The organism is Serratia sp. JKS296 (genome assembly GCF_900215445.1).
In the GTDB taxonomy this organism is placed as follows: domain Bacteria; phylum Pseudomonadota; class Gammaproteobacteria; order Enterobacterales; family Enterobacteriaceae; genus Serratia; species Serratia marcescens.
In genome coordinates, this window is record NZ_OCMX01000001.1 from 728,397 (window position 1) to 750,278 (window position 21,882).

Annotated in this window: 15 protein-coding genes; 11 read left to right on the plus strand and 4 right to left on the minus strand. The window is 59.2% G+C overall.

All coding sequences use genetic code 11. The features are described from left to right. Nucleotides 1–82 precede the first annotated feature (82 nt). The 3 genes from CRO23_RS03500 to CRO23_RS03510 are packed head-to-tail and all read left to right on the plus strand — an operon-like array spanning nt 83 to nt 4,655. On the plus strand, nt 83–2,872 hold the full coding sequence (locus tag CRO23_RS03500) for a xanthine dehydrogenase family protein molybdopterin-binding subunit (RefSeq protein WP_097101390.1): 2,790 nt from the start codon (nt 83–85) through the stop codon (nt 2,870–2,872). Further along, nucleotides 2,869–3,423 carry a (2Fe-2S)-binding protein gene (locus tag CRO23_RS03505; protein ID WP_015379038.1) on the plus strand — a complete coding sequence of 185 codons (555 nt, stop codon included), beginning with the start codon at nt 2,869–2,871 and terminating at the stop codon, nt 3,421–3,423. The genes CRO23_RS03500 and CRO23_RS03505 overlap by 4 nt, the downstream gene beginning before the upstream one ends. Then, nucleotides 3,420–4,655: a cytochrome c gene (locus tag CRO23_RS03510; RefSeq protein WP_097101392.1), complete on the plus strand. Its 1,236-nt coding sequence runs from the start codon at nt 3,420–3,422 to the stop codon at nt 4,653–4,655. Before CRO23_RS03505 ends, CRO23_RS03510 begins: the two co-directional genes overlap by 4 nt. A 63-nt stretch (nt 4,656–4,718) precedes the next feature. On the opposite strand, the gene CRO23_RS03515 is transcribed toward CRO23_RS03510, so the two are convergent. After that, the gene (locus tag CRO23_RS03515; RefSeq protein WP_004937488.1) at nt 4,719–6,095 is read right to left on the minus strand and encodes an amino acid permease; all 1,377 of its coding nucleotides are present in this window, start codon (nt 6,093–6,095) and stop codon (nt 4,719–4,721) included. A 632-nt stretch (nt 6,096–6,727) separates the two neighbouring features. On the opposite strand from CRO23_RS03515, the gene pdhR reads away from it, so the two are divergent. The 6 genes from pdhR to yacL all read left to right on the plus strand — a co-directional run bounded on the left by pdhR (nt 6,728) and on the right by yacL (nt 17,490). Then, nucleotides 6,728–7,492 carry a pyruvate dehydrogenase complex transcriptional repressor PdhR gene (gene pdhR, locus CRO23_RS03520; RefSeq protein ID WP_004937490.1) on the plus strand — a complete coding sequence of 255 codons (765 nt, stop codon included), beginning with the start codon at nt 6,728–6,730 and terminating at the stop codon, nt 7,490–7,492. A 165-nt stretch (nt 7,493–7,657) separates the two neighbouring features. Then, nucleotides 7,658–10,321, plus strand: coding sequence for a pyruvate dehydrogenase (acetyl-transferring), homodimeric type (gene aceE / locus CRO23_RS03525; RefSeq protein WP_004937495.1), 2,664 nt, complete (start codon nt 7,658–7,660; stop codon nt 10,319–10,321). A 13-nt stretch (nt 10,322–10,334) separates the two neighbouring features. Continuing rightward, a complete protein-coding gene (aceF, locus tag CRO23_RS03530; protein ID WP_004937497.1) occupies nt 10,335–12,218 on the plus strand; it encodes a pyruvate dehydrogenase complex dihydrolipoyllysine-residue acetyltransferase in 1,884 nt (627 codons plus the stop codon). A 233-nt stretch (nt 12,219–12,451) separates the two neighbouring features. Beyond that, complete coding sequence (gene lpdA, locus CRO23_RS03535) at nt 12,452–13,876, plus strand: dihydrolipoyl dehydrogenase (protein ID WP_004937500.1); 1,425 nt, start codon at nt 12,452–12,454, stop codon at nt 13,874–13,876. A 514-nt stretch (nt 13,877–14,390) separates the two neighbouring features. Then, entirely contained in the window at nt 14,391–16,988 is a 2,598-nt protein-coding gene (acnB, locus tag CRO23_RS03540) for a bifunctional aconitate hydratase 2/2-methylisocitrate dehydratase (protein WP_004937504.1), read from the plus strand. A 139-nt stretch (nt 16,989–17,127) separates the two neighbouring features. Then, nucleotides 17,128–17,490 carry a protein YacL gene (gene yacL / locus CRO23_RS03545; protein ID WP_016930072.1) on the plus strand — a complete coding sequence of 121 codons (363 nt, stop codon included), beginning with the start codon at nt 17,128–17,130 and terminating at the stop codon, nt 17,488–17,490. Nucleotides 17,491–17,522: 32 nt separating this feature from the next. Here yacL and speD read toward each other — a convergent pair whose 3' ends face one another. The 3 genes from speD to CRO23_RS03560 all read right to left on the minus strand — a co-directional run bounded on the left by speD (nt 17,523) and on the right by CRO23_RS03560 (nt 19,681). Continuing rightward, nucleotides 17,523–18,317 (minus strand): adenosylmethionine decarboxylase, encoded by a 795-nt coding sequence (gene speD / locus CRO23_RS03550; RefSeq protein ID WP_004937510.1) that lies wholly within the window; start codon nt 18,315–18,317, stop codon nt 17,523–17,525. A gap of 27 nt (nt 18,318–18,344) precedes the next feature. After that, a complete protein-coding gene (gene speE, locus CRO23_RS03555) occupies nt 18,345–19,208 on the minus strand; it encodes a polyamine aminopropyltransferase (protein ID WP_016930071.1) in 864 nt (287 codons plus the stop codon). A gap of 125 nt (nt 19,209–19,333) precedes the next feature. Continuing rightward, nucleotides 19,334–19,681, minus strand: a complete 348-nt coding sequence (locus CRO23_RS03560) for a YacC family pilotin-like protein (RefSeq protein WP_033634347.1) — start codon at nt 19,679–19,681, stop codon at nt 19,334–19,336. 216 nt (nt 19,682–19,897) lie between these two features. Here CRO23_RS03560 and cueO point away from each other — a divergent pair, with 216 nt between their 5' ends. Continuing rightward, nucleotides 19,898–21,541, plus strand: coding sequence for a multicopper oxidase CueO (gene cueO / locus CRO23_RS03565; RefSeq protein WP_016930069.1), 1,644 nt, complete (start codon nt 19,898–19,900; stop codon nt 21,539–21,541). A gap of 105 nt (nt 21,542–21,646) precedes the next feature. Beyond that, the gene (gene relB / locus CRO23_RS03570) at nt 21,647–21,838 is read left to right on the plus strand and encodes a type II toxin-antitoxin system RelB family antitoxin (protein WP_016930068.1); all 192 of its coding nucleotides are present in this window, start codon (nt 21,647–21,649) and stop codon (nt 21,836–21,838) included. The last annotated feature ends 44 nt before the right edge of the window (nt 21,839–21,882 follow it).

Below are 21,882 nucleotides of genomic sequence, written 5' to 3' on the forward strand. Positions count from 1 at the left end.
CGTCTACGGCAAGGTCGTCAGCGTTTGCGCAACAACACCGCGAACAAAAACCAATTACAAGAAAGACGTGAAGGACTTATTTATGAGCAATTTCAACCCGTCGCGGCGCCGCTTTATCAAAAGCGCCGTGATTGCGGGGGTCTCCGTGTACCTCGCCCCCCTGTACAGCCGTGCCTACGCCGCGCTGTTCGAGCAAAAAATCCTCCAGTCGCCCAACTGGGATCCGCAGGCCAAGCGCGTCCGTTTCCGTATCGATGGCCGCGCCAAGGTCATGGGGCAGAAGGTGTTCGCGCGCGATATCCGCGCGGTGGACATGCCGCACTGGCCGCAGAAACAGGCGCACGCCTTCATTCTGCGCGTGACCAAAGCCGACCGGCTGTTCGAAGGCGTCGATCTGTCGCTGCTGGGGGACGATCTGCAGCCCGATCGCCTGGTGACGGCGGAAGATCTGGCGCGCGATGGCCTGGCCTTTCCGGCGTTCTACGGTGACGACATGCTGCTGCCGAACGGCAAAACCCCGGCCTATCTCGGCCAGGCGGTGGCGATCCTGATCTATCACGACTTCGCCCGTTTCCGCTTCGCCAAGGACAAGCTGAAATTCCGTGAGGAAACCATCAAATACGGCGCGGTCACCGGCCCGCTGGAGCGCGATCCCTGGGGCAGCTTCCGCTATGTGCGGGTGGGGGGAGAACAGCCGTTCGACGACGACCGCTTCTCCAGCCTGAAGGACACGCCGATCTTCCCGGTGTCGATGAAAAAACACCTGCCGGTGTGGCCGGAAGGGCGTGAGGGCGGCAAGCTGGATCAGGAAGGCATGCGCTATGCGGGGATGATCGCCGACGAGTTGGCGAATCCGCCGGCCGACTGGCTGGTAATGTCGCGCCGCTACACCACGCAGTCGATCGACACCTCGGCGCTGGAGCCGGACAACGCCAACGGCTGGTTCGACGCGCAGACGCAAACCCTGCATCTGGTGGTACCGACTCAGTCGCCGCAGGAAGTGGCCGACGAGATGCCGCGCATGCTGGCCAAGCGCAACCCGCCGGTGAAACAGCTGATCCTGCACCCGTGCTATACCGTGGGCTACGGCTCGAAAGACCACTACAACTTCCCGTATTACGGCGCGGTGGCGGCGATGTACGGCGACGGCCACCCGGTGCGCCTGGCCAATGACCGTTTCGAGCAGTTCCAGACGGCGCTGAAGCGCCATGCGTTCGACATGAACTACCGCATCGCGGTGAATAAGCAGACCGGCGTCATGCAGTCGTTCCTCGGTGACATGACCGCGGACGGCGGCGGCCGCAGCAACTTTACCCCTTCGGTGGTGATGGTCGGCGCAACCGCTGCCCAGTCGATTTACTACTTCCCGAAAAGCGATCTGTCGTCGGTCGGGTTGGCTTCACGCGCCATCGACGCCGGTTCGGCGCGCGGTTACGGCACGCTGCAGAGCATGGCCGCCACCGAGATGATGGTGGATGAGCTGGCCGCCGAGCTGAAGATCGACCCGATCGAGTTTCGCCTGCGCAACGTGCTGAAATCCGGCATGAAAAACACCCAGGGGGCGATCCCGGCCGGTGCGATCCGCGCCGATGAAGTGCTGGAGAAGGCGGCGAAGCACGAGATGTGGCTCAAGCGCGCCGAACGCAAGGCCGAGTTTGAGAGCCGCCATCCCGGCAAGCGCTATGGCGTCGGCTTCGGCTGCGTGCAGAAAGACTTCGGCACCGGGGCGGAAACTTCGTTCGCCCGGGTGGAGCTGAGCGAAGATGGCCGCATCACCCTGCATCACAGCGGCGCAGAGATGGGCACCGGCATGTCGACCTCGCAGTCGGTGCTGTGCGCGCAGTGGCTGGGCAAACCGGCCGACGAAGCGCACTTCTCGGTCACCGACTGGTCGGTATTGCCGATGGTCACCAGCGGCGATCCTTACCTGATGTCGCAGGAAGAGCAGGACAAGCTGCAAACCAACCCCAACTGGACGCCGAGCTACTGTTCGCCGTCCAGCGCCAGCAACTCGGCCTATTACTTCTCGCACAGCACTCGCGAAGCGGCGCGCCTGATCTTCGATCACGGCCTGTGGCCGGCGGCGATGGCGCTGTGGCAGGCCGGTATCGGCGGCGGCCAGGCGGCGCCGCTGGTGGTGCGGCGCGAAGATGCGCGTTGGGTCGAAGGCGGCCTGACGGCGGCGGGCATGTCGGTGCTGAGCCTCGAGCTGCTGGCCAAGACGGCTTATCAGATGGGCAGCGTCACCGGTGCCGCGGTGCACGTGTTCAACCGCTGGCAGTGGGCGGAGGCCGATTTCACGTTGAACGGCAAAAGCGAACGCCTGCCGGTCGACGGCATGGCGCTGCGCAACGCCGGCGGCGAATTCAAACCGCTGGCGCGCGGGCAGGTCTACTACCCGCCGACCCAGCGCAACAATGCGGCGGTGACCTACTACAGCGCCGTCGGCACGTTGGCGGAAGTGGCGGTGGATATCGCCACCGGCCAGGTGGAGTTGTTGAATCACCACTCGATCATGGAGTGCGGCAACCTGATCGTGCCGGAACTGGTTTCCGGCCAGCTGCAGGGCGGGCTGGCGATGGGCATCGGCCATGCGCTGCACGAATATTTACCGCTGTACGAAGACGGCCCGGGCAACGGCACCTGGAACTTCAACCGTTACCACCTGCCGCGCGCCAGTGATGTGGCGGTGTGGAAACAGAGCGGCGACATCCTGCCGGCGCTGTCGGAAACCGATCCGCCGAAAGGCATGGCGGAGGTGGTGATGATCCCGATCGTGGCCGCGCTGGTCAACGCCATCGCCGACGCCACCGGCCACCGTTTCCGTGATTTGCCCGTTCGTGCAGAAAATATTCGTGAGGTATTACAATGAGCATTAAAACCCAGCCGATTTCCCTGACCATCAACGAAAAGCAGTACGGCCCGATCGAGGTGCCGGAAGGCCTGATGATGATCGATTTCCTGCACGAGTATCTCGATTTGACCGGTTCGCGCCTCGGCTGCGGGCAGGGCATTTGCCACGCCTGCGTGGCAATCGTCGATCACCCGAGCGGCACCAGCGAAGAGGTGCGCACCTGCATCACCGGCGCGCATTTCTTCAACGGCAAGAAAGTGCGCACTGTCGAAGGCCACGCCAGGGTGGACGAACAGGGCGAGGTGGTCGAGCTGTCGCCGATCCAGCAGGCGTTTCTGGAACACTACAGCTTCCAGTGCGGCTACTGCACGCCGGGCTTCGTCAACGCCGCCACCATTTTCGTGGAAAAGCTCAAGCGTGAGCCGATCGCCCGCGATCAGCTGGAGAATGCCATCGAGCAGGCGCTGGATAGCCACATCTGCCGCTGCACCGGCTACGTGCGCTACTACGAAGCGGTGCGCGACGTGGTGCTGAAAACGCCGGGCCTGCTGAAGGAGACGGCGCAATGAAAAAACGTCTCGCAGTGTTGATTGTGCTGGTGGCGATCGTGGTGATTGCGCTGCTGTGGTGGCGGGAAAACCGCCGTTACGACGGCCCGGTGCAGCAGATAACCGCCAGCGCCGAACAGATCGCCCGCGGCCGCTATCTGGCGCAGGCCGCCGACTGCGCCGCCTGCCATACCGCCAGCGGTGGGGCACCGTTGGCCGGCGGCTATCCGCTGGACACGCCGTTCGGCACGATTTACGGCAGTAACCTGACGCCATCGGCCGACCACGGCATCGGGCGCTGGAGCAAGGACGACTTCTTCCTGGCGTTGACGCAGGGCGTGGCGCCGGGCGGGCGGCACCTGTACCCGGCGATGCCTTACACTTCGTATAAGGGCATGTCGCGTCAGGACGCCGACGACATCTACGCTTACCTGATGACGCGCCCGGCGGTGGACGTGGCCATTCCGGCCAACGACATGCCATTCCCGTTTAACCAGCGCATGGCGCTGATCGGCTGGAATCTGTTGTTCCGCAGTCAGGATCCGTTGCCGGCCAGCTCGCAGGGCAGCTCGCCGCAATGGCAGCGCGGCCGCTATCTGGCCGACGTGCTGGGCCACTGTGGCGAATGCCACACGCCGCGCGGCGCGCTGGGGCAGATGGATCTCGGCAAACCGATGCAGGGCGGCGATCTCGGCCGCTTCATGGCGCCGGACATTACGCCGCACGGTCTGGCGCAGCGCGGCTGGACGCCGCAGGACGTCAGCCGCTTCCTCAGCACCGGCCTCGCACCGCAGGGTTCCGCCTTCAGCGAGATGCACATGGTGGTGGATCTCAGCACCCGTCATTTGACGCCGGAAGATCATCAGGCGCTGGCGCTGTATCTGATGGGTGAGCAGCCGCCGGCGACGGTGCCGGTGAAAATGGGCCAGGGCAGCGATGCCGGGCGCATGACCTATCTGGATCAGTGCGCCGGTTGCCATGCGCGCGAAGGCGAGGGCAAACCGCACGTCGCACCGGCGATGCGCGATAACGCCACGCTGCGCCAGGCGGACGGCAAGAACCTGATCGTGTCGGTGCTGGATGGCCTGCCGGCCCAGCAGTTCCCGAACGGTGAAAGCATGCAGAGCATGCCGGGCTTCGGCGAGCGTCTGAGCGATGCTGAAGTGGCGGAACTGGTGAATTACCTGCGGGTGACCTGGGGCGGTTTGCCGGCGGACGTCACCGCCGAGCAGGTGAAAGCGCTGCGCAAGTAAGCGGCGTTCAGGCGAAAAAAATGGCCCGCATCTGCGGGCCATTTTATTGCGCGGTCACGGGGTTCAACGGCTGGTGACGCCGTCGACGCGCTGGCTGCGCTGTTTGATGGCGTAACCGACGGCCAGGATCGCTACCCACACCGGGATCAGCAGCACCGAGATTTGAATGCCCGGCGTCAGGTACATGATCACCAGGATGCCGGCCATGAACAGCAGGCACAGGTAGTTGCTGAACGGATACCAGAACGCTTTGAACTTCGGCACCACGCCTTCGCGGTTTTTGGCGGCGCGGAATTTCAGGTGCGCCAGGCTGATCATCGCCCAGTTGATCACCAGCGCCGATACCACCAACGCCATCAGCAGTTCGAAGGCGCGGCCCGGGATCAGGTAGTTAATCAGCACGCACAGCGCGGTGGCGAGGGCGGAAATGCCGATGGCCACCACCGGCACGCCGCGGCCGTCGACCTTAAGCAGGCTTTTCGGGCCGTTGCCCTGCTGCGCCAGGCCGTACAGCATGCGGCTGTTGCAGTAGACGCAGCTGTTGTAGACCGACAGCGCGGCGGTGAGCACTACGATGTTCAGCACGGTCGCCACCAGGTTGCTGTTCAGCGCGTGGAAGATCAGCACGAACGGGCTGCCGCCTTCGACCACTTTGCCCCACGGGTACAGCGACAGCAGAATGGCCAGCGAACCGATATAGAAGATCAGGATGCGGTAGATCACCTGATTGGTCGCTTTCGGAATGCTTTTTTGCGGGTTGTCGGCTTCGGCTGCGGTGATGCCGACCAGCTCGAGGCCGCCGAAGGAGAACATGATCACCGCCATCGCCATCACCAGGCCCATGACGCCGTTCGGGAAGAACCCGCCCTGCGCCCACAGGTTGGTGACGGTGGCTTCCGGGCCGCCCATGCCGCTGAACAGCAGGTAGGCGCCGAACACGATCATGCCGATAATCGCCACCACTTTGATGATGGCGAACCAGAACTCCATCTCGCCGTAAACTTTGACGTTGGCCAGGTTGATGGCGTTGATCGCCAGGAAGAACACCGCGGCGGAAACCCAGGTGGGGATCTCCGGCCACCAGTACTGCACGTAGATGCCGACCGCGGTCAACTCCGCCATCGCCACCAGGACATACAGCACCCAGTAGTTCCAGCCGGAGGCGAAGCCGGCGAAGTTGCCCCAGTATTTGTAGGCGAAGTGGCTGAAGGAGCCGGCGACCGGCTCTTCCACCACCATTTCCCCCAGCTGGCGCATGATCAGAAACGCGATGAAGCCGCCGATGGCGTAGCCGAGAAGCACTGACGGGCCGGCCATTTTTATTGTTTGAGCGATACCGAGAAATAACCCGGTGCCGATTGCGCCACCTAAGGCGATGAGCTGAATATGGCGGTTTTTCAGGCCGCGTTTCAGCTGGTCACCATGCTGTTGACCATCCATCAATCTAACCCTCTGTCGTTGTGAATGCCCACCTGCTTGTAAAGCAGTGGTTACGATGTGTGTTTTGTTTTATTTACGGCGTTATAGCTATTAATTCCACGGCGCCGCTACCGTTTGGCAGAGAATAATGTTATGTGCGTCGGTTTGCACCTGCTTTGTCGTGTGAGTGATTAAGATTGCAGCAGTTTAGGAAACAAAATGCGGGTTGTGTGACGGCGGGGGGGATTCAGTGCATGAAATAAGCAACAAATCACATAATGCGCAAAAATAACGTAGATCTGAACGGTGGGGGGGCGTTCAAATAATGAACGAACCACCGTTGCGCTGCTCGCCAAATAGCCATTCATTAAAGCGTCATAACCATGCAATAAAACTCGGGCAAAAAGTTTGCACTCTGCCTTGCGTAAGGTTTGGTAAAAGTTAAATCCCCAACCCGCCGCGTAAATGGTAATACCATCACGGCGTTACCGGTTTGCAGCGGGGTTTTCAGCGGGGTGTTAAAATGTGCGGGTAACCTGATTTCGATCAAGGCCCGTATGGACAGGAGGTGAATACTTTGTTACTTTACCGTCACGTTTTTGAAATTGGTATTACCAATTGACTCCGCGCCATTCGCAGAGAAGAATTCACTCATGGCCTACAGCAAAATCCGCCAACCCAAGTTGTCAGATGTTATCGAGCAACAGCTCGAATACCTGATCCTCGAGGGGACACTGCGCCCAGGCGAAAAACTGCCTCCGGAGCGCGAGCTGGCGAAACAATTTGATGTCTCCCGTCCTTCTCTGAGAGAGGCCATTCAGCGCCTTGAAGCGAAAGGGCTGCTCCTGCGCCGTCAGGGCGGCGGCACCTTCGTGCAAACTAATCTGTGGCAGAGCTTCAGCGATCCGCTGGCCGAGCTGCTGGCCGACCATCCCGAATCACAGTTCGATCTGCTGGAAACCCGTCACGCGCTGGAAGGCATTGCCGCCTATTACGCGGCGCTGCGCGGCACCGATGAAGATCTGGCGCGCATCCGCGATTGCCACATCGTGATTCAACAGGCTCAAGACAGCGGCGATCTCGACGCCGAAGCCGATGCGGTCATGCAGTATCAAATCGCCGTGACCGAAGCCGCTCACAACGTTGTGTTACTTCACCTGCTACGCTGCATGGGGCCGATGCTGGAACAGAACGTGCGTCAGAACTTTGAATTGCTCTACTCGCGCCGTGAGATGTTGGCAAAAGTGAGCAGCCACCGCGCCGGAATTTTTGAGGCGATTGTGGCACGCGAGCCGGAAAAGGCCCGTGAAGCCTCGCATCGCCACTTGGCGTTTATCGAGGAAATCTTGCTGGATCTCAGCCGGGAGCATACTCGGCGCGAGAGATCGCTACGGCGTCTCCAGCAACGCAAGGATTAAGAGCTGTCCTCTTCAGGGTACACCAGCCTGCGGGGGTTAAGTTCGAGGTACTTAGTTAAGTACTTAAGCGGCAACTAAACTGATGGGCCTGTCTTCGTGTGTTTTTGCACAGAACACAGGAAGACAGGCTCCAAACAAACCATTAGACAGATAAGGAATACCACCATGTCAGAACGTTTAAACAATGACGTGGATCCGATCGAAACCCGCGACTGGCTGCAGGCGATCGAATCGGTCATCCGTGAAGAGGGTGTTGAGCGAGCTCAGTTTCTGATTGATCAGGTATTGGGAGAAGCCCGCAAAGGCGGCGTTAACGTTGCGGCAGGTGCTGCAGCGCACAACTACGTCAACACCATCGCGGTAGAAGACGAACCGGCCTACCCAGGCAACCTGGATCTGGAACGCCGCATTCGCTCTGCGATCCGTTGGAACGCGATCATGACCGTTCTGCGCGCATCCAAAAAAGACCTGGAGCTGGGCGGCCACATGGCTTCCTTCCAGTCTTCCGCGACCTTCTATGAAGTCTGCTTTAACCACTTCTTCCGCGCACGCAACGAGAAAGACGGCGGCGACCTGGTGTACTTCCAGGGCCACATCTCTCCGGGCGTTTACGCGCGCGCCTTCCTTGAAGGCCGCCTGACCGAAGAACAGATGAACAACTTCCGTCAGGAAGTGCACGGCAACGGTCTGTCCTCTTACCCGCATCCTAAGCTGATGCCGGAATTCTGGCAGTTCCCGACCGTATCCATGGGCCTGGGCCCAATCAGCGCCATCTATCAGGCGAAGTTCCTGAAATACCTGGAACACCGCGGCCTGAAAGACACCTCTGAGCAGACCGTTTACGCCTTCTTGGGCGACGGTGAGATGGATGAGCCGGAATCCAAAGGCGCCATCACCATCGCGACTCGCGAGAAGCTGGACAACCTGGTGTTCGTCATCAACTGCAACCTGCAGCGCCTGGACGGCCCGGTCACCGGTAACGGCAAGATCATCAACGAACTGGAAGGCATCTTCTCCGGCGCAGGCTGGCAGGTGCTGAAAGTGATCTGGGGCGGCCGTTGGGACGAGCTGCTGCGCAAAGACACCAGCGGTAAACTGGTTCAGCTGATGAACGAGACCCTGGACGGCGACTACCAGACCTTCAAATCCAAAGACGGCGCTTACGTGCGCGAGCACTTCTTCGGCCGTTACCCGGAAACCGCGGCGCTGGTCAAAGACATGACCGACGACGAAATCTGGGCGCTGAACCGTGGTGGTCACGATCCGAAGAAAATCTTCGCTGCACTGAAAAAAGCGCAGGACACCAAAGGCAAACCGACCGTTATCCTGGCCCACACCATCAAAGGTTACGGCATGGGTGAAACCGCGGAAGGTAAAAACATCGCTCACCAGGTGAAGAAAATGAACATGGAAGGGGTTCACCACTTCCGCGATCGTTTCAATGTGCCGGTTGCCGATGCTGACATCGAAAAACTGCCGTACATCACCTTCGAGAAAGATTCCGAAGAGTACAAATACCTGCACGAACGTCGCCAGGCGCTGAAAGGCTACGTGCCTACCCGTCTGCCGGAGTTCACCCAGAAGCTGGAAATGCCGGCGCTGGAAGATTTCAGTTCGCTGCTGGAAGAGCAGAACAAAGAGATCTCCACCACTATCGCCTTCGTGCGTGCCCTGAACGTGATGCTGAAGAACAAGTCGATCAAAGATCGCCTGGTGCCAATCATCGCCGACGAAGCGCGTACCTTCGGTATGGAAGGTCTGTTCCGTCAGATCGGTATCTACAGCCCGAACGGCCAGCAGTACACCCCGCAGGACCGTGAGCAGGTTGCTTACTACAAAGAAGACGAGAAAGGCCAAATCCTGCAGGAAGGCATCAACGAACTGGGCGCAGCCTCTTCCTGGCTGGCCGCAGCGACCTCCTACAGCACCAACGATCTGCCGATGATTCCGTTCTACATCTACTACTCGATGTTCGGTTTCCAACGCATCGGCGACCTGTGCTGGGCAGCGGGCGACCAACAGGCGCGCGGCTTCCTGATCGGCGGGACCTCGGGCCGTACTACCCTGAACGGCGAAGGTCTGCAGCACGAAGATGGCCACAGCCACATTCAGTCTCTGACCATTCCTAACTGCATCTCTTACGATCCGGCTTACGCGTACGAAGTGGCGGTGATCATGCACGACGGTCTGGTGCGCATGTATGGCGACAACCCGGAAAACGTGTACTACTACCTGACCACGCTGAACGAAAACTACCACATGCCTGCGATGCCGCAGGGTGCGGAAGAAGGTATCCGCAAGGGTATCTACAAGCTGGAAACGCTGGAAGGCAGCAAAGGCAAGGTGCAGCTATTGGGCTCCGGCGCCATCCTGCGCCACGTGCGCGAAGCTGCGCAGATCCTGGCGAAGGACTACGGCGTGGGTTCCGACACCTACAGCGTGACCTCGTTCACCGAACTGGCGCGCGACGGCCAGGATTGCGAGCGCTGGAACATGCTGCACCCAACCGAAACGCCACGCGTGCCTTACATCGCTCAGGTGATGAGCGACGCGCCTGCGGTAGCGTCTACCGACTACATGAAACTGTTCGCCGAACAGGTTCGTACTTATGTGCCGGCCAGCGATTATCGCGTACTGGGCACCGACGGCTTTGGTCGTTCGGACAGCCGCGAAAACCTGCGCCACCACTTCGAAGTCGATGCATCTTACGTGGTGGTTGCTGCTCTGGGTGAACTGGCTAAACGCGGTGAGATCGAAGCTTCTGTGGTTGCTGATGCAATCAAGAAATTCGACATCAACCCGGAAAAAGTTAACCCGCGTCTGGCCTAAGAGGTACTGAATAATGTCTATCGAAATCAACGTACCGGACATCGGTGCAGATGAAGTCGAAATCACCGAGATTCTGGTGAAGGTCGGCGATAAAGTTGAAGCGGAACAATCGCTGATCACCGTGGAAGGCGACAAGGCTTCCATGGAAGTGCCCTCCCCGCAGGCGGGCGTGGTGAAAGAGATCAAAGTGGCGGTCGGCGATAAAACCGAAACCGGCAAACTGATCATGATCTTCGAAGCGGCAGGCGCGGCGGAAGCTGCACCGGCGGCGAAAGCAGAAGAAAAACCGGCGGCAGCAGCAGCTGCCCCGGCTGCTGCTGCTGCCAAAGACGTTGCCGTGCCGGACATCGGCGCCGACGAAGTCGAAGTGACCGAGATCCTGGTGAAAGTGGGCGACAAGGTGGAAGCCGAGCAGTCCCTGATCACTGTGGAAGGCGACAAGGCTTCCATGGAAGTCCCTGCGCCGTTCGCGGGCACCGTGAAAGAGATCAAGATCGCGACCGGCGACAAAGTGAAAACCGGTTCCCTGATCATGGTGTTCGAAGTGGCTGGCGCCGCTTCCGCTGCGGCCCCGGCTGCGGCTGAAGCACCGGCTGCCGCTGCAGCGCCTGCGGCCTCTGCGGCCAAAGACGTCGCCGTGCCGGACATCGGCGGTGATGAAGTCGAAGTGACCGAGGTGATGGTCAAGGTGGGCGACAAGGTTGCCGCCGAGCAGTCTCTGATCACCGTGGAAGGCGACAAGGCCTCCATGGAAGTGCCAGCGCCGTTCGCGGGCACCGTGAAAGAGATCAAGATCGCGACCGGCGATAAAGTGAAAACCGGCTCCCTGATCATGGTGTTCGAAGTGGAAGGCGCTGCGCCTGCCGCTGCCGCCGCCCCAGCCGCTAAAGCGGACGCTGCGCCGGCGCCGGCCGCCGCTAAAGCCGCCGCGCCGGCTGCGAAAGCTGAAGACAAAGGCGAGTTCGCCGAGAACGCGGCCTACGTGCACGCGACTCCGGTCATTCGTCGTCTGGCGCGTGAATTCGGCGTTAACCTGGCGAAAGTGAAAGGCACCGGTCGTAAAGGCCGCATCCTGCGCGAAGACGTTCAGGCTTACGTGAAAGACGCGGTGAAACGCGCTGAAGCGGCTCCGGCTGCTGCCGGCGGCGGTCTGCCGGGCATGCTGCCATGGCCGAAAGTGGACTTCAGCAAGTTCGGCGAGATCGAAGAAGTCGAGATGGGCCGCATCCAGAAGATCTCTGGCGCGAACCTGAGCCGCAACTGGGTGATGATCCCGCACGTGACTCACTTCGACAAAACCGACATCACCGATCTGGAAGCGTTCCGCAAGCAGCAGAACGAAGAAGCGGCCAAGCGCAAGCTGGACGTGAAGTTCACGCCTGTCGTGTTCATCATGAAAGCCGTTGCTGCCGCTCTGGAGCAGATGCCGCGCTTCAACAGCTCGCTGTCCGAAGATGGCCAGAAGCTGACGCTGAAGAAATACATCAACATCGGCGTGGCGGTAGATACCCCGAACGGCCTGGTGGTTCCGGTGTTCAAGGACGTGAACAAGAAGAGCATCACCGAGTTGTCTCGCGAGCTGATGACCATCTCCAAGAAAGCGCGCGACGGCAAGCTGACCGCGGGCGAGATGCAGGGCGGCTGCTTCACCATCTCCAGCCTGGGCGGCATCGGGACGACTCACTTCGCGCCGATCGTCAACGCGCCGGAAGTGGCTATCCTGGGCGTCTCCAAGTCTGCGATGGAGCCGGTCTGGAACGGTAAAGAGTTCATGCCGCGCCTGATGATGCCGATGTCGCTGTCCTTCGACCACCGCGTTATCGACGGTGCCGATGGTGCGCGCTTCATCACCATCATCAACAACATGTTGTCCGACATTCGCCGTCTGGTGATGTAATGCAAAAGGGGCGCAGCATGCTGCGCCCCTGACGATTCTGTAGCAGTTTTGTCGGATTTTGCATAACTCGACAAAATTGTTGAGACACGGGTCACTCGAACACGCTTTGCAGATTATTAACAATTCTGTAAACTGCTCGCGGTGTAAGCGTCCCGGTGGATGAAGGGCGTTATGAGATCGATTAGCAATAAAAATGACGTCTGACCCGCCGGACAATCAATTAAGAGGTCATGATGAGTACTGAAATTAAAACTCAGGTCGTGGTACTTGGGGCGGGCCCGGCAGGTTACTCTGCAGCCTTTCGTTGCGCTGACTTAGGTCTTGAAACCGTTCTGGTTGAACGTTATTCCACTCTGGGCGGGGTTTGCCTGAACGTGGGATGTATCCCTTCCAAAGCACTGCTGCACGTTGCCAAAGTGATCGAAGAAGCCAAAGCGCTGGCCGAACACGGCATCGTTTTCGGTGAGCCGAAAACCGACATCGACAAAGTGCGCGTCTGGAAAGAAAAAGTCATCACTCAGCTGACCGGCGGTCTGGCTGGCATGGCGAAAGGCCGTAAAGTGAAAGTGGTCAACGGCCTGGGCAAGTTCACCGGCGCTAACACCCTGGTTGTGGAAGGCGAAAACGGCCCAACCACCATCAACTTCGACAACGCCATCATCGCTGCAGGCTCTCGTCCGATCCAACTGCCATTCATTCCTCATGAAGATCCACGCGTGTGGGATTCCACCGATGCGCTGGAGCTGAAAACCGTCCCAGAGCGTCTGCTGGTTATGGGCGGCGGCATCATCGGCCTGGAAATGGGCACCGTATACCATGCGCTGGGTTCACAGATCGACGTCGTTGAAATGTTCGATCAGGTTATCCCGGCGGCAGATAAAGACGTGGTGAAAGTCTTCACCAAACGTATCAGCAAGCAGTTCAACCTGATGCTGGAAACCAAAGTGACCGCGGTAGAAGCCAAAGAAGACGGCATCTACGTCACGATGGAAGGTAAAAAAGCGCCGGCAGAACCACAGCGTTACGACGCGGTGCTGGTGGCGATCGGCCGCGTGCCGAACGGCAAACTGCTGGATGCCGGCAAAGCCGGTGTGGAAGTTGACGAGCGTGGCTTCATCAACGTCGACAAACAGCTGCGCACCAACGTGCCGCACATCTTCGCCATCGGCGACATCGTCGGGCAGCCGATGCTGGCGCACAAAGGCGTGCACGAAGGCCACGTTGCCGCAGAAGTTATCGCCGGCATGAAGCACTACTTCGATCCGAAAGTGATCCCATCCATCGCTTACACCGAGCCGGAAGTGGCGTGGGTGGGTCTGACCGAGAAAGAAGCGAAAGAGAAAGGCATCAGCTACGAAACCTCCACCTTCCCGTGGGCGGCTTCCGGCCGTGCGATCGCTTCCGACTGTGCAGACGGCATGACCAAACTGATCTTCGACAAAGAAACTCACCGCATCATCGGTGGCGCGATTGTCGGCACCAACGGCGGCGAACTGCTGGGTGAAATCGGTCTGGCCATCGAGATGGGCTGCGACGCGGAAGACATCGCGCTGACCATCCACGCTCACCCGACCCTGCACGAATCCGTGGGCCTGGCGGCGGAAATCTACGAAGGCAGCATCACCGACCTGCCTAACCCGAAAGCCAAGAAGAAGTAATTCTGCTGGCTTGACCGGTTAACAAGCGGCTCCTGAGAAGGGGCCGTTTTTTTTTGCCCAGATGCACAAAACGGTTTTTTGTGGCCGCTGCGCCAAATTCCGATCCTCATGCTTATATCCATTTTAATTATGTGGATATAATGCCCTGTTTGTCCGGCAGCCGATTACGCTGCGCTCAACGATTCAGCAAAGATTTAATGTTGCTTTTATGTGAACGAATTAACAACCGTTTCAAATCCTGATATGCTGGCTGAGCGGAACCGGGCACTGTACCTTACAGTCCAGGACATCGACAGCAGTGCCCCGTCAGGATAGATGGCATCAATATCGCCGTGCGCTCTACCCATCAGTCTTTCATGCTGTAACGCTGTTTGACCGCGCTTGTTTGCCCCAGTCACCGTTTCGGGGCCTTTACGGGCCGATCGCCTAGCCACAGAGTGAAACCCAAAGGGTATAAACCCGGTTTGCATATACGCCAGGCACAATAAATGACAATGAGAGCGAGGAGAACGTCGTGCTAGAAGAATACCGTAAGCACGTAGCCGAGCGTGCTGCTGAGGGCATCGCCCCTAAGCCGCTAGACGCCACCCAAATGGCCGCGCTGGTCGAACTACTGAAGAATCCGCCAAAAGGCGAAGAAGAATTCCTGTTAGACCTGCTGATTAACCGTGTTCCACCGGGCGTCGACGAAGCCGCCTACGTCAAAGCAGGTTTCCTGGCGGCCATCGCCAAAGGTGAAGCGACATCCCCCCTGGTTACCCCCGAGAAAGCCATTGAATTGTTAGGCACCATGCAGGGCGGCTATAACATTCATCCGCTGATCGAAGCGCTGGACAACGAGAAGCTGGCGCCGATCGCCGCCAAAGCGCTGTCCCACACGCTGCTGATGTTCGACAACTTCTACGACGTGGAAGAGAAGGCCAAGGCCGGCAACCCGCACGCCAAGCAGATCATGCAGTCCTGGGCTGACGCCGAATGGTACCTGTCGCGCCCGGAGCTGGCGGAAAAGATCACCGTCACCGTGTTCAAAGTGACCGGCGAAACCAACACCGACGACCTTTCTCCGGCGCCGGACGCCTGGTCGCGCCCGGACATCCCGCTGCACGCGCTGGCGATGCTGAAAAACGAACGTGAAGGCATCGTGCCGGATCAGCCTGGCAGCGTCGGCCCGATCAAACAGATCGAGCTGCTGAACAAGAAAGGCTTCCCGCTGGCCTACGTCGGCGACGTGGTCGGCACCGGTTCCTCCCGTAAATCCGCCACCAACTCGGTGCTGTGGTTCATGGGCGACGACATCCCGCACGTGCCGAACAAACGTGGCGGCGGCGTGGTGCTGGGCGGCAAGATTGCGCCTATCTTCTTCAATACCATGGAAGATGCCGGCGCCTTGCCGATCGAAGTGGACGTGTCCGAGCTGAACATGGGCGACGTGATCGACGTTTACCCGTACAAAGGTGAAGTGCGCAACCACGAAACCGGCGCGCTGATCGCCAACTTCGAGCTGAAAACCGACGTGCTGTTGGATGAAGTGCGCGCCGGCGGCCGTATCCCGCTGATCATCGGCCGCGGCCTGACCACCAAGGCGCGCGAAGCGCTGGGTCTGCCGCACAGCGACGTGTTCCGCATCGCCAAACCGGTAGCCGCCAGCAGCAAAGGCTTCTCGCTGGCGCAGAAAATGGTCGGCCGCGCCTGCGGCGTCGCCGGCATTCGCCCAGGCGAATACTGCGAACCGAAGATGACCTCCGTCGGCTCTCAGGACACCACCGGCCCGATGACCCGCGATGAGCTGAAAGACCTGGCCTGCCTCGGCTTCTCCGCCGATCTGGTCATGCAGTCGTTCTGCCACACCGCCGCGTACCCGAAACCGGTCGACGTGACCACGCACCACACGCTGCCTGACTTCATCATGAACCGCGGCGGCGTCTCGCTGCGCCCGGGCGACGGCGTGATCCACTCCTGGCTGAACCGCATGCTGCTGCCTGACACCGTCGGCACCGGCGGCGATTCCCACACCCGCTTCCCGATCGGCATCTCCTTCCCGGCCGGTTCCGGCCTGGTGGCGTTTGCCGCCGCGACCGGCGTGATGCCGCTGGATATGCCTGAGTCGGTGCTGGTGCGCTTCAAAGGCAAAATGCAGCCGGGCATCACCCTGCGCGATCTGGTGCACGCCATCCCTTACTACGCGATCCAGCAGGGTCTGCTGACCGTCGAGAAGAAGGGCAAGAAAAACATCTTCTCCGGCCGCATTCTGGAGATCGAAGGCCTGCCGGATCTGAAGGTCGAGCAGGCGTTTGAGCTGACCGATGCGTCCGCCGAACGTTCCGCCGCCGGTTGTACCATCAAGCTGGACAAGGCGCCGATTGAAGAGTACCTGAACTCCAACATCGTGCTGCTGAAGTGGATGATCTCCGAAGGCTACGGCGATCGCCGTACGCTGGAGCGCCGTATTCAGGGCATGGAAAAATGGCTGGCGGATCCGCAACTGCTGGAAGGCGATGCGGATGCGGAATACGCGGCGGTGATCGACATCGATCTGAACGAGATCAAAGAGCCGATCCTGTGCGCGCCGAACGATCCTGACGACGCGCGCCTGCTGTCCGACGTGGCCAACAGCAAAATCGATGAGGTATTCATCGGTTCTTGCATGACCAACATCGGCCACTTCCGCGCGGCCGGCAAGCTGCTGGATCAGCACAAGGGCCAGCTGCCGACCCGTCTGTGGGTGGCGCCGCCAACCAAGATGGATGCGGCTCAGCTGACCGAAGAAGGCTACTACAGCGTCTTCGGCAAGAGCGGCGCGCGTATCGAGATCCCGGGCTGCTCGCTGTGCATGGGCAACCAGGCGCGCGTGGCGGACGGCGCGACGGTGGTTTCCACCTCAACCCGTAACTTCCCGAACCGTCTGGGCACCGGCGCCAACGTCTATCTGGCGTCTGCCGAACTGGCCGCGGTAGCGTCCCTGCTGGGCCGCCTGCCGACGCCGGACGAGTACCAGACCTATATGGCGCAGGTCGACAAGACGGCGGCGGATACCTACCGCTACCTGAACTTTGACCAGCTGGGTCAGTACACCGAAAAAGCCGACGGCGTGATCTTCCAAACCGCCGTGTAAGCCGCTATATTGCGCAACTGTTTAACGGGAGGCCTTGGCCTCCCGTTTTATTTTGCTCAGTTGCCAACTTTGCGAGCGCTCACTGAGTTAGTCAGCCATTTATGTTTACACTAAGAAAAAGGGCTCAGGAGGGCATGCTATGGATTACGAATTTCTGCGTGACGTCACCGGTCAGGTGATCGTCAGATTTTCGATGGGGCATGAAGCGATTGGCCACTGGATCAATGAAGAAGTCAAAGGCGATTTCAACCTGCTGGACCGGATTGAAGCCGGTGCGGCCGAGGTCAAAGGCAGCGAGCGTCAATGGCAGTTGGAAGGCCATGAATATACGCTGCTGATGGACGGTGAAGAAGTGATGATCCGCGCCAATCAGCTGGAGTTCGAGGGCGATGAAATGGAAGAGGGGATGAACTACTACGACGAAGAAAGCCTCTCATTCTGCGGCGTTGAGGACTTCCTGCGGGTGTTGAAGGCCTATCGTTCTTTCATGCTGAAGTACTAAGCATCAGGGCGCGGCGTGCCGCGCCCTTTCCATCACAGATGCGGAATATTGCGGCCGTAATAGATTTCCTGCATCTCTTTCCATAACAGATCGGTGATCTGCTTGCGCTCGGCGGCGCTCAACGCCTCCGGCTCCGCGTTAAACAGGTAGTGCTTCAGATCGAAATCCTTCAGCAACATCTTGGTATGGAAGATATTTTCCTGGTAAACGTTCACGTCCATCATGTGGTACAGCGCCTTGATGTCTTCCGACATAAAGTTCTGGATCGAATTGATCTCATGATCGATGTAATGTTTCACGCCGTTCACGTCGCGGGTAAAACCGCGCACGCGATAGTCCATGGTGACGATGTCGGATTCCAGCTGGTGAATTAAATAGTTCAGCGCCTTGAGGGGCGAAATGACGCCGCAGGTCGAGACCTCGATATCGGCGCGAAAGGTGCATAGCCCGCCTTCCGGATGGCTTTCCGGGTAGGTGTGTACGCAGATATGGCTTTTGTCCAGGTGCGCGACGACCGTATTCGGCAGCGGGCCTGGGTGTTCCGACGTATCGACGTCTTTCGGATCGATCGGCTCTTCGCTGACCAGGATGGTGACGCTGGCACCCTGCGGCTCGTAGTCCTGACGCGCGATGTTCAGAATATTGGCGCCGATGATCGAGCAGGTTTCGCTCAGGATCTCGGTCAGCCGGTTGGCGTTATATTGTTCGTCTATGTAGGCGATATAGCCATCGCGATCGTCCGCGGTTTTGGCGTAACAAATATCGTAAATACAAAAACTCAGGCTCTTGGTCAGGTTGTTGAAGCCGTGCAGTTTTAGCTTATGCAATTTGGGCCACCTCCTTTATCTTCTCGCTTAACGTGTTACGTTCAGGGCATTGAGCAAATATTGCGGCAGGGCAAAGCTGCCGACGTGAATTGCCGGGTTGTAATAACGGCAGTGTAGGCCGCTTTGGTTAAAGCGCTGTTGCAGGGTAGGCAGATCGCGCTGGCGCAGCGCCGGGTTCTGGCTCGCCCAGGCAAAGGTCATGATGCCGCCGTAATAGGTCGGGATCGCCGCCTGATAGAAGCTGACGTCGCTAAAGTAGCGGCTCAGTTTGGCGTGGCTGTTGACCGCCTCGTCCTGTTGCAGGAAGCAGACGCCGTTCTGCGCAACGAAAATGCCGCCCTCATTCAGGCAGCGGGCGCAGCCTTCATAAAACGCCGAGGTGAACAGGCTTTCGCCGGGGCCGATCGGATCGGTGCAGTCGGAGATGATCACATCGAACGTTTCGTCGGTTTGATTCACGAAGTTGACGCCGTCGTCGATCACCAACTTGAAGCGCGGATCGTCATAGGCGCCGGCGCTGTGGTTGGGCAGGTATTGGCGGCAGAACTCGACGACGCCGGCGTCGATCTCGACCATGGTGATCTGCTCCACGCCAGGGTGCCGGCTGACTTCGCGCAGCATGCCGCCGTCGCCGCCGCCGATGATCAGCACTTTCTTCGCCTGGCCATGCGCCAGCAGCGGCACGTGGGTCAGCATTTCGTGATAGATGAACTCGTCACGCTCGGTGGTTTGCACCACGCCGTCGAGCGCCATCACGCGCCCCAGCACCGGGTTCTCGAAGATCACCAGATCCTGATGATCGGTCTTCTCGCGGTACAGCACCTTCTCTACCGAGAAGTACTGGCCGAAGCCCGTATGCAGCGTTTCGTACCAAATTTCTTTCTGGGTCATGTGCGGGAAACTCCGTAATAACAGCCATGAAAAATCGGCGCAACATCATAGCTAACTCTGTCTGGCGATGCACGGTTGAATTTCAGACAGAGAGAGCGAAAGGCGGGTGGGGGAGAGGGGCGGAATTAGTTGGCGTAGGCCAGCAGGCTCAACGAGTCGCGCGCCAGCGATTTGCACTTCTTAGGCGTTGGAATGGCGATGCCGCTGAGATCGCGATAGCTGTCTTCGCCCAGCGCCTTCATGTTAAAGCTGTTGTAGTTGCTCAAATCCCAGCGGTTTTGTTGTGCGAAATAGACGATAGCGCGTTTGATTTGCACATTTGGCAAATCGTTGTAGCCGCAATCATTTTTCAAATAAATAAATACCGCCGTCAGATCGGCCAGATCTTCCGCCTCGGATTCATTCAGCGCCAGACTGGCGTTGGAGAAGCCCAGCATCGCCAGCAACAGCATCGATAACGTTGTTTTTTTCATCATGAAATAGGCCTGTTTGTCGTCTGTTGACGTTACCACACTTGCCTGTAAAGGCACCAAATTTTATTGCTGCCGGGCCGGCGTCGCGTGTGTCAGTCACACTCTCTGATTGTGAGGCATAGCTTAAAATACCGCCAGGAAAGGCTTGACCTTCCGCCTGGGGGAAGGTTTAGGCTGGCGGCATTGAGTTATGTCACTGAGAAAAGGGAGTCAGCGATGTTACGCCGTGATTTTATTAAATTAACCGCTGCGCTGGGCGCGGCAAGCGCATTGCCGTTATGGAGCCGGGCTGCCTGGGCGGCCGATCGGCCGGCCCTGCCGGTACCGCCGCTGTTGACGCCGGGCGCGCAGGGAAAGATTGCGCTGGCGCTGCAGGCGGGGGAAACCCGCTGGTTGCCCGGCGCCGCCACCAAAACCTGGGGATTCAACGGCGCGCTGCTCGGGCCGGCGGTGAAGCTGCAGCGTGGCCAGCCGGTGACGGTCGATATCAAAAACAGCCTGGCGGAGGCCAGTACCGTCCACTGGCACGGGCTGGAAATTCCCGGCGACGTCGATGGCGGCCCGCAGGCGCTGATCCACCCCGGCGCGACGCGCACGGTGAATTTCACCGTCGATCAACCGGCGGCCACCTGCTGGTTCCACCCGCACACGCACGGTAAAACCGGCAGCCAGGTGATGATGGGGCTGGCGGGGTTGGTACTGCTGGAAGACGATGAAAGCGCCAAACTGCCGCTGCCGAAAACCTGGGGGCAGGATGATATTCCGGTGATCCTGCAGGATAAGCGGCTGGATAAAGACGCGCAGATCGAATACCGCCTGGACGTGATGAGCGCGGCGGTGGGCTGGTTTGGCGATCGCATGTTCACCAATGGCGCGCAGTATCCGCAACATCTGGCGCCGCGCGGCTGGTTGCGTCTGCGTTTTCTCAACGGCTGCAACGCCCGCTCGTTGAATCTGGCGGCCAGTGACAACCGTCCGCTGTATGTTATCGCCAGCGACGGCGGTTTCCTGGCGGAGCCGGTGAAGCTGACCGAGCTGCCGATGCTGATGGGCGAACGCTTTGAAGTGCTGGTCGATGCCTCCGACGGGAAAGCGTTTGATATCGTGACGCTGCCGGTGAAGCAGATGGGCATGACGTTGGCGCCGTTCGATCAACCGCTGCCGGTGCTGCGCATTCAGCCGTCGTTGGCGCAGGGTATCAAAACCATGCCGGACAGCCTGGTGAAGCTGCCGACATTGCCTGCCACCACCGGCATCCAGGAGCGTTGGCTGCAGCTGATGATGGATCCGCAGCTGGATAGGCTCGGCATGCAGGCGCTGATGGATCGCTATGGCCACCAGGCGATGGCCGGCATGAGCATGAATCATGGCGCGACGGGCGCTGGAGACATGAAAGGCATGGAGAAGGGCGGCATGCAGGGCATGGACCACGGCAACATGAAGGGCATGGATCATGGCAAGATGGCCGGGATGGATCACGGCGGCGCGCAGAGCAAAGCCAAACCGTTCGACTTCAGCCACGGCAACATGATCAACGGCAAGGCCTTCGATATGACCAAGCCGATGTTCGCCGCCAAACGAGGCCAGTATGAGAAATGGACCATTTCCGGTGAGGGCGACATGATGTTGCATCCGTTCCACATTCACGGCACCCAGTTCCGTATCTTGTCGGAAAACGGCAAACCGCCGGCGGCGCATCGCAGCGGCTGGAAGGACACGGTGCGCGTCGAAGGGTGGCGCAGCGAAGTGCTGGTGCGCTTCGATCATCCGGCAAGCAGCGAACATGCGTATATGGCCCACTGCCACCTGTTGGAACACGAAGATACCGGCATGATGATGGGCTTTACCGTCGACGACTGATTGCGGTTCATCGCTCAGGTGGCGGTGCGCTCGCGTCGCCACCGCTTGGTTCAATGAAAGGAAGCCGTTATACTGATTAAAATATCAGCTTTTGAGGAGTGCGTCATGCCGACAAAATTGGATCCCATCGTTTCTGAGTTTGAGACTCAAGAGCAGGCTGATAGCTACGATCGTTGGTTCAGAAGCACCGTGGAATCTTCCATCAATAGCGACTCCTCCCGTATCCCCCATGACGAAGTCATGGCCGGCGCTCGTCACATTATCGAGCAGGCGAAAGCCAAAAGAAAATCGGCCTGACCCTTATGTTAACCGTCAAATGGACTGACGAAGCAAAAACGGGT